At 42.3% G+C, this 12,696-nt stretch carries 7 protein-coding genes and 2 rRNA genes; 2 read left to right on the forward strand and 7 right to left on the reverse strand.

Features of this window, described 5'->3' with window-relative positions:
• Together KW850_RS10485 and rrf are read left to right on the forward strand one after the other, a co-directional pair.
• Nucleotides 1-231, forward strand: a 23S ribosomal RNA gene (locus KW850_RS10485); the annotation flags it as partial.
• Between the two features lie 75 nt (nucleotides 232-306).
• Nucleotides 307-423, forward strand: a 5S ribosomal RNA gene (gene rrf / locus KW850_RS10490).
• A gap of 200 nt (nucleotides 424-623) precedes the next feature.
• Here the strand turns inward: rrf and KW850_RS10495 are convergent.
• The 7 genes from KW850_RS10495 to KW850_RS10525 form a co-directional block, all read right to left on the reverse strand.
• The gene (locus tag KW850_RS10495) at nucleotides 624-3,464 is read right to left on the reverse strand and encodes a GAP1-N2 domain-containing protein (RefSeq protein ID WP_218347522.1); all 2,841 of its coding nucleotides are present in this window, start codon (nucleotides 3,462-3,464) and stop codon (nucleotides 624-626) included.
• Nucleotides 3,464-4,729, reverse strand: a complete 1,266-nt coding sequence (locus KW850_RS10500; RefSeq protein WP_218347523.1) for a TRAFAC clade GTPase domain-containing protein — start codon at nucleotides 4,727-4,729, stop codon at nucleotides 3,464-3,466. The genes KW850_RS10495 and KW850_RS10500 overlap by 1 nt, the downstream gene beginning before the upstream one ends.
• 14 nt (nucleotides 4,730-4,743) lie before the next feature.
• The gene (locus KW850_RS10505) at nucleotides 4,744-5,382 is read right to left on the reverse strand and encodes a beta-mannanase (protein WP_218347524.1); all 639 of its coding nucleotides are present in this window, start codon (nucleotides 5,380-5,382) and stop codon (nucleotides 4,744-4,746) included.
• A 65-nt stretch (nucleotides 5,383-5,447) separates the two neighbouring features.
• Complete coding sequence (locus KW850_RS10510) at nucleotides 5,448-6,722, reverse strand: vWA domain-containing protein (RefSeq protein WP_218347525.1); 1,275 nt, start codon at nucleotides 6,720-6,722, stop codon at nucleotides 5,448-5,450.
• A gap of 12 nt (nucleotides 6,723-6,734) precedes the next feature.
• The gene (locus tag KW850_RS10515) at nucleotides 6,735-8,279 is read right to left on the reverse strand and encodes a hypothetical protein (RefSeq protein ID WP_218347526.1); all 1,545 of its coding nucleotides are present in this window, start codon (nucleotides 8,277-8,279) and stop codon (nucleotides 6,735-6,737) included.
• Between the two features lie 11 nt (nucleotides 8,280-8,290).
• Nucleotides 8,291-9,091, reverse strand: a complete 801-nt coding sequence (locus KW850_RS10520) for a hypothetical protein (protein WP_218347527.1) — start codon at nucleotides 9,089-9,091, stop codon at nucleotides 8,291-8,293.
• A 118-nt stretch (nucleotides 9,092-9,209) separates the two neighbouring features.
• Entirely contained in the window at nucleotides 9,210-12,602 is a 3,393-nt protein-coding gene (locus KW850_RS10525) for a tubulin-like doman-containing protein (RefSeq protein WP_218347528.1), read from the reverse strand.
• Between the last annotated feature and the right edge of the window lie 94 nt (nucleotides 12,603-12,696).

Genomic DNA, 12,696 nt, shown 5'->3' on the forward strand with positions numbered 1-12,696 from the left:
GGATGGACGCACCGCTGGTGTACCAGTTGTTCTGCCAAGAGCATCGCTGGGTAGCTATGTGCGGACGGGATAAGTGCTGAAAGCATCTAAGCATGAAGCCCCCCTCAAGATGAGATTTCCCATAGCGCAAGCTAGTAAGAACCCTGAAAGATGATCAGGTTGATAGGTCAGAGGTGGAAGCGTGGTAACATGTGGAGCTGACTGATACTAATCGTTCGAGGACTTAACCATTTTTAAGGCAATCTCGGGTTTACAAACTTCTTCTGCATTATCTAGTTTTGAGGGAATGATACCTCAATTAAATAGTCTGGCAATTATGGCGAGAAGGTCACACCCGTTCCCATACCGAACACGGAAGTTAAGCTTCTCAGCGCCAATGGTAGTTGGGACACGCGTCCCTGTGAGAGTAGGACGTTGCCAGGCACGAAAAGGACAATCTGAAAAAGGTTGTCTTTTTTGTTTATTTTGTTTTTTAGTGAACTTCTTTTTTATAGAAACTCCATGATTCGGACAATAAAAGTCGATTACTTGCTTAGCCTGTCCGAATCAGTATCGTACACGGACCATCCTATATATAATAATAGAAAAACGAGCAACCCATAGGAATGCTCGTTTCAAACCAATCATTGATTTTGTACTTCCAAAAAAGTTTGTGCTTCCTGAGAATACTCGTATATAAGCTTAGTCTCCATTTCAGATAAGATCAGTTTATTTCCCTCTAACTGGACTTCGGCCTTGCCCTTTTGGGTCAGAAGCGGTGTGATCGGTTCTCCCGTATTCTTTGTTCCATCCATAGCAAAAATCCAAATATACGATTCTGCAGCATTGTCACTCGCAGCTAGAACTACCTCAGGTTCTCCATCCCCTGTAAAATCATGTTCAATACTAGAAAGGGAGTATCCCTCCTTTAGGATTAGGTTCTTATCAAAAGGACTTGCATCAGGTTCAACCGGCAGCGCCAACGACCAGCTCTGGTTCGTACGATCAGTTAAATAAATGTCCTGCTTACCGTTTTGAACTTGTCCATAAATAGTTTTTGCTTTTTTTCCATCAATATCAATCGTGAACGTTTGTCCTTCTGTTCCTTCTTGGGAGGGTTTAAAAACATCTAAGGTCTCAATACTGTCAACCGGTTTCTCGGCCAAATCCTTAGCACCAGTGTCCTCCGCCGTTATTACAACAGGTGCGGGTGCTTTGTCCTTAATGAAAAACTGGTTTAACCCGTACCAAGATCCGCCGCCGGCGCCGCCAAACAGTAGTAAAGCTACCGAGAGTTTCAATCCATACTGTTTTAAAAATTTGACTAGAGGTGCGGCTGTTTCAGTTTCTACTTCCTTCAGAAAATTTTTAAGGCTGTAGTTTTTAATTGATTTCAGTTCTTTTCTTAGGGCTTTATTTTTCCAAATCGATTCTGGATGGCTAATTAAATACTTTTTCAGGGTTGTTCGATAAAATGGGTACAGATCAAGTAATCGGGTGGTGCCCCGAATAAACGATAAAATCGTTTTGTCATCACTGTTTTTAATCAGGTATTCCAATAAACCCTGATAGTCTACCCCGCTGCCCTCTGTTTCAAAGGCCATAAATAAAAGCGGAAAATACTCAGGATTAGATTGGCCGCGCAGTACCTGTTTAAGCGTACTTCTAAATTTCCCGCGGCATGTTCCGGTCAAGGCTCCTAAATTATAAGTTTCCGCATGAGCAGGGTTGCTGACGACTTCGTAAAGAGCATTGGTAATCAAGTAATTTTCCTTTACCTTTGCATCTTTCAACTCTCTAACATTAAGTCCCTTTGTGAAAATTTGACCAAAGGAGAGGATTTCTTTAACCGTAAACTCTTCTAAGCGAATAGAACGTAATAAGACGATCATTCCATGTGCGAGCAATCCTATTTTAAAACGGTTAAACTCGGTGCTATCCTGATCAATTGAAAAGTTCCTAATTGCCAAGAGATCTTTAAAAGAATGATAGGTAATCGCAGCAGAAAGCTTTTTGATAGAAACAGATTTAAATGTTTCATTCGCTAATAGGTATGGTGATTCCAATTCCAAGATTCGTTTTATCTCGGAAAGAATCTCATCGACTCCAACGAGCGCTTTAAACCGTTCCATTAGGTAGCTTTCAAGAAGCGCGTCAAGATCTGGATGCTCACTAATAAACAGGACGATAGATTGATAGGTCAGCTTTTCCTGTTCAATTACCTTCCATAACTTATGGAAAAGTGGTTGCTGCTGATAATGCTTTAATGTCTCCAAAATGAAAGAGATGGCTTCATCCGTTCTTAAGATCGAATTGATCGAAATAACCGCTTGAATATAGTCAAGGTCTGTTTTGGGATCCGCTGCGATTATTTCCTGATGAAGCAGATTCAAAAAGAGATCAACTAAATCGGGTTTCTCCGCACTATTAACCTGCAAGAATTTTTGTAAACTATGTAAAAAGCCAAGTTTATTTTTCGCATAAAAGGTCATATCTCTACTAGATAAAGTTAAAAACAGGTCGGTTAACTGGTAGTAGCTTGAGAGTTCTAGTTTTTGCTCTTCAGGCAAGCCAGCTAACGCTTGGTCAGCAAATTCAAGGAATGCATCGACTCGCTCTGATTTTGAAAAATGGTCGAGTGCATAATCCAAATATTCATGCGCCTGACCTCCAATGTCTAGACCGGAAATTCGTTTAGCGGCAAAGTCGAAAATAAATTGCTTTTCGATACTTCGGTCTGCTGTATTTAATGTCCCAGGCTCATAGAACGTGACGTGGATATAATTTTTGCTTTCAGGTGCGCTCGTAAAGGAAATGGCTCCTAATTTTCGACGGTGAGCATATGGTAAATACAAGGTCAGTAACTCTAGAAGTAAAAGAGTGTAGTTCGTATAGTCGTTTAAAGGCACATCCAGCGAAATAAAGACCTTTTTCTTGCCTGCAATCGACGTCATCACCGCATATAAAAGTTGTTTGAATTGATCCTCGCTAATCGCTAATCGAACCAACAATTCATCTTTTACAGCGAGAATATAGGTCGCGTTATATTCGACTGCCTCCACGTCAGGCAGGACCATTCCTGACTCGACATCATAGGAGGTTTGAAACTCATTCCATTGAAATAATCTCTCTGGCTGCTTGACCCACTCATCCTTCAGCCCCGGCGGAATAATATAGTTATGCATAAAATACGTGCTGCGGCTTCCCGTAAAATCGGCCGGTACAAAGACGGCCTGACCGATGACTAGGTCACCGGTTTCAGGCTGAAAAAGGGTCACGGACTCGGGATAAAGAGAGGGATCCTTTTCACCGCGCTCCGATAGAATCTTTGGTGCATGATACATACAAAACGGGTGCAAGTATTTTTTTACAAAAGCTTTATCAAGGGTTTCGGAAATGGCAATCGTGTCATAACCGTCAGTATCATGAAAAATGCCTCTCCGTTCGCGTGTATACATTTGCTGTGCGATCAACTTACCGGTCACTACTCATTTCTCCCTTCTATATAGCCTAATTTGTAAAGCAGCCAAATAAATGGTTCGTCAACACGAATCGGACTAATAATCCCGCTTACCTGTTGATCGACGGGGTTACTGCCAAGGGCCGACACGGCGAAATAGGAGGTATCCCGAAAGTAAACATCAAGGGCATTTACAAACGGGGTATCCACTTTTGCTAGGAATCTCCTAATCTCCCCGTTAATATTCTCGTACTCATCTAAATTTAAGCAGCCCCGGTGAATCACATTGCGGAACACATTACTATTCGTCCGGATATAGTCTCCATCATCATGCTTTAAGGCATGTAAGAGGTCGCTCTTTGTCAAAACAATTGCTGTTGGAATATCAGTTTTGCTGTTTTCGAGATGGGCGATGAAATCTCCAAACAAGGAAATGACCACCTCACGCGGCTCATCACCTTGACCAACAATCTTCCCAGGATTTTCACCCATCTGATGGATCAGCTTTTCACGGATGGCTCGGATTTGCATCGGATCGACCAAGAATAAAATCCCTGATGAATTTTTGATATGGGCAGCATGAAGCTTGATGTAGTCCTTGTCTGTCATTCCTTCACCAGCGACATCGAAAAATACAAGCGTCAAGGGGGCTTGGTCGTCATCCTTAAAGACGAATTGAAAAATAAACGGCTCCTGACGGTTGGATTTCTCGGTTGATTGTAAGAGACTTCCATTTTCGAAGAGTGGAATCTCATAGTTTACCCGAAATCGTTTACTAATCTCGTTATCAAGTGGAATACATGCTGCATCGAAATTGTTAGCAGTCACATGCTGGAGGGTATGAATCAGTGATGTCATATAGACAGATTTTCCCACCGAAGTAGCGCCGACAATGGAAACAATGTTACTCGGATGTTTGCCCGCGGTGACGGGGAGGTCATTATGACAGGCCGGACAAAGGCGGTTTCTCGTTACGACCGAATATTTATCAGACACACCCATGAGAACGCGGTCGGAATATAGTTTGTTTTCATCGGGAATCATGGCGGGATCGATTATCGCCTCAAGTTCATCAATGGGGGCAAGCCCAAATTTTTCCCGGTACTTGTTTAACAATTCATCTTCCTGAAGGGCTAATGCTTCATCATCATCACGGTGATGGGAGGCACGGAAGACAACCTCTTCATGAGCGAATTTTGTAAAGCAATAAGGACAAACAATATCGTAAAATGGCAGCCGTTCCTTGGGCGGTTGTTTTTTTTCAAACATTCGTTTAAGCAATGCGAACATACGGATAGTCTCCCTTATTGTGGAATTAACTCATAACTTTGTGCTGATTTCTTCCCATCATTGAAAAAGATGCGAATGAACTCATTTTTATCAATTTCAATCTCTGGCGGCACCGTTTTCCCAGAGGGGAACTCGCGCACAAATGGATAGACGGTACCATCGTCAACCGAAACGGGAACACCCCCGTTTTTTTTCACATACACTAACAGCTCTTTATCAAGCGGCAGTTCGGTCATGATCGAAATCCGTACTTTTTTGCGTGCTTGGAAGAGCTTATTTTTATAAGAAATCGAAAAATAAATTCTTGCTTTCGAACCTGATATATATATGAGGTTATCATCATTTTCCTGGTTGAAAACGATCAGTTTCCCATCCCGTTTTTGGCAGGGGAGAATGCGATAAGCTGTGCGGCCAATGGCATCGATTCTGCCAAGATAGCCTTGATTTGCCTTATATTCCTCCCGCGTGTATAGCTTTAGGTCCTGCTCACTGAGTTCGTGGAGCGGCTTCATATTTTCAGAGGAGGATTTATAAATGTAGACAAAGTCAATTTCCTTGGACCAGAACCAGGTTAAATGAACCTCAGAATCTCTTATCGTCGTTCTAATATTTTTTATTTCATGATCAGGAGAAGAAATGGTTTCCCAATTCACCAACAATCACCCTATTTCTAGTAGAATTCGTTTCTAATGCAGACTTGAGCCGCTTTGCAGCAAAATCAAAATCCCTTTCTAAAGGTCTCTCTTTTCGGGGTTGAGCTCCTTGTTGAAACATCTGTCATCCCACCGCTGCGATGCGTGCTGCCGGCAAATTTTTCCCTGATAGGAATTAGTATGGTACCTAAACCCGTTAACACTGTCAAAAGGATATCAGCCGTGATCCGGTAGAAAAATCCGCCCAGTGTATTTGCTTGGAGCCCAAGCTCCAGAACCAATCCTGCAAGGATCCCTGCGATCAGCCCAGTAAGGCAAAAGCTTTTTGCCAAATAGCGATTGTCAAAAATAATTCCCAGAGCAAGCCCGAATAGTGCTCCGATTAACGTAAGTAAGACCACACGGAGAACAGCTAGATAGGTGCTGTCTTGTAACAATCCATGTCTCTGTGTCACAAGGAGACGGTCTTGGTTTTCGAGGTATATCTTTTCAAATATATTTGTTAATTCGTTGGCATCTTTCACGTCATAGAAGGAACCCCCCGTGCTGGAGGAAATCGATTGGAGGAGATGGGCGCCGCTTTTGTCAATTTTGCTCATCCCAATCGTATTTATGGCAATCTCTTTGTTTTGGTAAGGCTCGACCACTGTGTCGAGATCAAGTTCACTGTATCCATCGGAAAAAAGAATGACCATTGGTTTGCGGCCAGCCTGGTGATGGTCGTCAATCTCTTGAATCGCACGGTCCAAGGCGTTGCCGATATCGGTGCTGCCAGAGGCCTCTAATGCCTTGATTTGCTTGATGGCATCGGCCCGTTCCTCTTTATCACGAATGTTAAACATCGATTTGGTAATCATGGCATTGTCGTTAAACGATAGGACAGAGGAACGATGGGTTGACTTCATATTGGTAATCAGGGCTTCAGCAGCCTTCAAGCTTTCATGATCCGGGTCGGTTTTCTTCATGCTGTCCGAAATATCGAGGACCATGACAATATCATCAGGCGGTTTAACGTTTGAAAAATTAAGAGAGTATAAGAATTGAAAGAGAACACCGGCAACAAACAGCATGACGTATGTTGCTGGGACAAGGATTTTCCATGAGAACGAAGCGTATTCTAAGCGCCAGCCTCTTCCGTTAATCATTGGCGTAATCATTTCAGCAGCCAAGCATAAGAGTCCGCCGACGAAGGCCAACTGTCCCAAATAGACCCCCATTAACAGGATATTGGGCCAAATACCATAATAGGACTCTAGTAACCATTCCCCGATTACGGCGCCGATGAGTCCGGCTATGATGCTAAATACAAAAAAGAGAAAGCTAAATTTTCGGACAGGCATGTTCAAAGCTCCTTATGATATAGAGTTGCTAATAACAGGTTCGGAATGAAACTCAAAACCCTCATTGCAATAAGCCTTGTAGTATTTTTCTCCGTTGCGATAGTACATCAAGTCCCTTAAGTGAAATCCTCCCATGAGGGTGAGTTTTTCGATCCCGCTTGCTTTCTTTTCATGGGCACAGCCGACTTTGCACTGTCTTGTTTCATGTTCTTTTTCTAAGGCGAACTCCATGAACTTGCTGTAGAAATCACCAAAGAAATATTTTTCCTCGTAACGGTGTTCCTGGGTGTAGTTAAACACTTCAATCTGTATCGATGATTGATCATCGAGCCGGTTATATAATTGCGTAAATAATTCGCTTTTCGAGAGCACATCTCTGTTTTCATAATGAGTCATGACATTGGCTCGTTCTAACAGCTCATCTTCAAAGTTGCGGTGGAATTCCTCTTGGGTAAGCACCTCACGACTGCACACATGCAGGACTCGGTCCAGCAGTGCCGTGGCCCCGTTTTCAAGCAATCCGACCAGGTTTCCAAAAAAGCGATCATCCGAAAAGAAGTGAGCCCCGCGTTTCTCTTTTAATTTTGCGATGATACGTGTAATCATCTCGGCATAATATTCAGGGATATTCTTATCTAAATAATCATCGGCCTCATAAAGGCTTTCTGCTGCTGCCTGTTTCAAATAGGAACCGACTTCGTTAATATGATTGATTTTGGTTTGCAATTTCAGGTGGTTTTCTTCAAGGACCTCCAAGTACTGCTTCAATATGGTCTGCTTCACGTCAAGTTTGATTAGTTCATACTTTGTGCCATACACCGATTCAAAAAAGTAGTGTAGGAAATTATACAGGTTTTTCCGGTCGGAAAAAGGAAGATAACTCTTTTTAAAATCACAGCTGTCGACCAGTTGCTGGTAGTACTGTTCTAGCCGTGCTTGTTTTTCTACTTGTTCATTTTTCGTATCGGTTAGCATTTTGTGAATTTCATGGATGACACTAATCTCCGAACCAGTCGAATCCGCGGTCCAAAAATAGGCACAATATAAACCGTAAAGTTCATGTTGAATTACATTTTCATCCAGCAAGCGCTGGATCATAAGTTTCAGATTGAACTGTTTAAGGCGCTCGGAGACAGGTTCTTTGAAATTAGAATAGAAGAAGCGTTCCGCTCCACCCTCAAACAAGTAATCCTCCGCCTCCCTGACCGACATTCTTTTCACGGTTTGATAAGAATTCGTGACACCGATTAATCCATTCATGTCCTCCAGTTTGTCAATCAAAGGGAGACATTTGTGATAATACTTTTGAAAAGAAGCCTCTGACAGGGCAAATAAGTTGAGCACTTTTTCCCGCGGCTGCGAAATCGGGGCTTTTAATGCTTCAATCAGCTCATTGTAAAAATGACTGGCTGCAAAAAGAGCAATCGCCTTGTTGGGCCTATTTACTTTGGAAAAGCCGGCTGAAGCGTACACAGGATCTCTTGAATTTCCTCGTATGCCCTTACGAAAGGCAGCATGGTTATAGCTGTCCATCTTTTCGTGGTAATCGGTGATCATCTTGCGGTTTTTTAAGAGATTAAGATTGCTGATGATTTCATAGTTTTGCTGCTGGGCTTCACTTGAAATAAGGCCATCTTCGTTTTATCGCTTAGTAAATACACCATATCGAATAGTGGGGAAGGTGGGTGACTCACCGGCAGCCGGAGGTGATCTTCTGTCAGTTGAAGGTTTTGCAGAAAGGTGTATTCATCACGTTGATAGCCATCTAATTCTTTGAAAAAACTAATCCCGAGCGAGGTCGCGAGGGCAAAATTATCGCCGTCCTGTTTTTCCTTGATTAATCCGTATAGGTCCACTTCGACCAGCCGGAAAGATTCCTGCAGAATGCTTTTTAGCAATAAGGTAAATTCTTGAATAAGAATATTCGCAGGGTCATCAATCGCTGTGACCACGCACAGGTTCACTTTTTGAAGGGAGGAATACACCTTCCCATACTCAGCAATTTTCGATGATAACAGGCGATAGGTTTTATTTAGTTCAATCAGTTTGTCTTCATCACGACAAAAGGATTCGTAAAAGTCTTTCCGGACGGTTTTTCGATCAAAGCCTTGGTCTGGAAGCTGAAACGAAAGCACATTTGGATGGGTGATCGTCTTTGTTTGATAAGCGTGAAAATAAAGCACGCCTGAACTGTTATGCCATTTTTCTTCATTAATCGTCAAAATGGATTTTAGAGCATCCAACACAAGATCACCCAGAAATACGAATACAATTGGATGGTTCACACTTCGCTGTTCATTTACTACAAGCGTCATTTTTTCTAGTTGGTTGGAAAAAGTGTGTGCATACGTTTGTAAAAGGTCTTTCAAGTTGTTTTCCCCCTCATCAGAAAAACTTTCCACTATGTGAAAATGCAAAGATATGAGGCGGGCCACAAGCAAATCCTGCATGTGGCCACATCATTTCTAAATTCTTATCAACCTATCATTATGATTTTAATTGACGCAGCATATCCTGAACTTTAATCATCATTTCTTTATAGAAACTATACAATTCTTCGCCGTTTACAAAATCCTTGTAGTCATAATCAAGAGCTTCTTTTTCCTTTTGATAGGTGGCAGCCATTTCCTCTAAGGCAGAAATCAGCTCTGTTGCCTGTTCCTCGCTAATCAAGTCATTGCTCCTGCGTTCAGATTTCTTTTCGAGTTGGGCCATTTGTTTAGAAGTCAACTTTTTGAAAGCTTGATAGATTTCAAAATCTACGAATTTTGTTGTTTTCATTAAGTTAACGAACGGTTCCCAGGCATCTTCCTCAATCTCCTTATCGTACACGTAAAGAGCGCCTCTTTTCCGAATCGTTTTTGTATAAACAGCCTGGATAAACTGATTCAGGGATACCTCTTTGTCTTTTTGTGATTCAATCCATTGCTCAATCTCAGCCATTTTTTCTTGAATCAGGTGATATTTTCTAACTTCTACTTTCACCTTTTCAATGAGCTTCGGTGAGCGAATGAAGTTTTCTTTGGCTAATTCCAAATTGGTGCTTCCAAAAATATCACTGACACCATCAGATTCCATCCCGCCTGAGAACATAGCTTTAAGCTGGCTCAACACCCGTTTCAGATTTCCAAGGCTTGCCTTATCAATCTGCTGCGGATCGACTTCATACTGTGCATATAAATCCGAAAGGCTGATCTCTTTTGTAAAATGGCACTGGAACCGTGCGCTAGTATTATGAACTGCATTCTTCTCGGTGATACAGCCGAATGCGGACGCCTCATCAAATAGGGTGCGGACACTGGCATTGTATTGCTTAACGCGCTCATTTTGGTACGTATCTCCCCATGACTTTTCCGGAATTGGTGATGGGAGGTAAGCCCAGTTTTCTCTATCCGTTTGCACGAGATGGCGGCCGACGCCTTCTTTTTCCAAAATCGTTTTTTCATACGAAGTTTCGTAAATGGCTAGTGGGGAATAGGCGAATAACGGAATCCCATTTTTCGTATTCAACCAGAAAATTCGATTCTTTAATTCGCTTTCTTTAATCGTGAACCGGGAATGGCTTAAGGAATGCCTCTCGAAATTTTTAATTCCATTGAAAATATTCGGCGCTTTTACTGGTACGGAGACAAAGCCCCATTGCGGGAAGTGCAACTGTCCGTTACTGTTGGCAAGATGGAATACTGGCAGGGCGTCGCGGTCCAGTCTAGCGGCAATTTTATCTTCAATAATTTTGTCAATCGGTTGATCTTCACCGTATTTCATGCGTAAAAAGTCTTCCATTGATTTTGTGATCAATTCACCGAACTGATCGGTTAAGAATTCAGACACCGTGCCGACGACATCCACTTCGGACTCCTTGATCCAATAGGTTGATTTTTCAAGAAGCATTTCGGACCACTGCTGGACCAATAATTCACCGTCTTTGGAATCAAACAGGCGCTGGATTTCACGTGCAACATCTGGTACACTGACCAAATGCCAATAATAGGTGACATCATTCTCGTGTTTGATTTCCTCGCCATCCACCAGGATATCGGCATTCTTTTCAAATATTCCTCTTAATGTTTCGAGGATTTCTTTATACACTTCATAAATTTTGTTGTTTTGACTATTAAGAAGTTGGTATAGGTCCTCATAAAATTCAATCATTTCTTCAATCCGGACCTTTTCAGCTCGAGCATCATATTCATTCAGCTTGGCCTCAATATAGGCATTCTTTTTGCGATCCTTAGAGATAAAGGCACTTCTGGCATCTTCAAGTTTATTTAAGGCATATTCCTGATCAGTAGAAATAGCTCTCGGAAGGCGCTCTAAGCGGTCGCGAAGTCCTTCCGTATAAGCCTGCAGGGTTTTTAATAGGCAGAATCCATCATTTGAATAGATTAATCGCGATGCAAAAATCGGTCCTTTTTTCGGATGAAGGAACAGACGCTCAATTTGACGGCGGAACTCTTCCATAATCTCGCCAGGGAGTTGTTTCTTGCATTTGCGATATTGTTCTTGTGCTTTTAATAAAAATTCACGATCTAATTCGTCATCGATATTAATGACAGACGTTTTGATCACGTTGTTGTAAGAGAAGCGGTCACTATTTTCAAAACCGGATAAGGCTTCCGGTACACGTTCGTTAAAGCGGTGATGGACAGAATCCGGATCAATCCGCAGTTTTTCTAGAAATTGCTCCACTTCTGTTTGATCGGGGCCTGCATCAAACATGCTGTTCATTTTTTCAAACAGCTTATAACCGATATACGTAGTCATTTCTTCGAGAGGAATTTCTGCCATCGAGGCACCGATAATGTTGTATTGGTAGTTGGCCGCATAGGGCTTTGGCATTTGTGCAATATTAGTCCGGATGTTACTAATATAATCATGAATCGCGAACTCTTCGCCCGATTTCTTTTCCTCGTTTGCCATGAAGTTGGTAATATTTTCTGCGGTGACATTCATGCAGTAATCATACGCATTCTCGAGCCATTTTCCTTCTAAGTTCGTCCCTGAGATTAAATGACAGAGATTAAAGGGCGGCATTGGAGTGTTAACCTCTAACAGGCTGCCGTACCTCTGTTTGAACCGTTCATTTCGTTCATCGGCATTCATCCAATAATCCAGCTCTTTTAATGCGGCATAGCCATTTTTCTCAATGTATTCAACGGTGTGCGAGCTTAGGCCGCGTTTGGAAAGATTGACATCGGGAGTGAAAAGATAGCCGAGAATACTTACTTTATCCACGCCTGTTGGGCCAAATTTACGCTCCATAATCCCGCGGGTGATGTAGGAAATATCAAGATAGCAGCCACTGCCGGTTCCGCCGGAAAGTCCGGTTAGGATGAAGACATACAACCGTTTATTGGTCCCTTCGAGGACGGCCTCTATTTTTCGTTCAATGGTTTGGACCACTTGATTGATCTTGGTGAAAAGAAGCAATCGCCCCGCCTGACGGACACCTGAAGCACCGCTGATCCCATCGGTAATGAGCAGTTCCGGTGAGAGCCATTCCTTTATGTAGGGCTCAATCGTGCTCCTATTTTGAAGCAGGCCGCCAATTTCCGGGTTGGAAAGGAGGACAAATTCCTTGTTTGGGTCAAGCCCGATGCCTTTATACTTTTTATTACGGTCATATTCATTTGTTTCAAAGGCTAGAAATTCAATATTATTTGGCTTATCCTTTTTCTTTTTGGATAAAGGGTCCTGAGGCAGTTTGAAACGGCGATTAACTTGATATTTTAATCGTAATAGGGCATCAATGCCTGTACCGCCAAGGCCGATGACCAGCATTGGATTATCTATGGTATCCACGCGGATTTTCTCTGAAATAATCCCTCCGCCTAAGGAAACATCTAACTGCTGAATATGCTCTCTCACACTTGCTCTCATGCAAAAATTCCTCCCTGGCTGTAAAATAATACAATCTCTCCCACATATATGACGAAAAATAACGGGATAAGGATTCAATTTAGGGTGCCAAGCT

The sequence above is a fragment of the Bacillus sp. sid0103 genome, assembly GCF_019219025.1.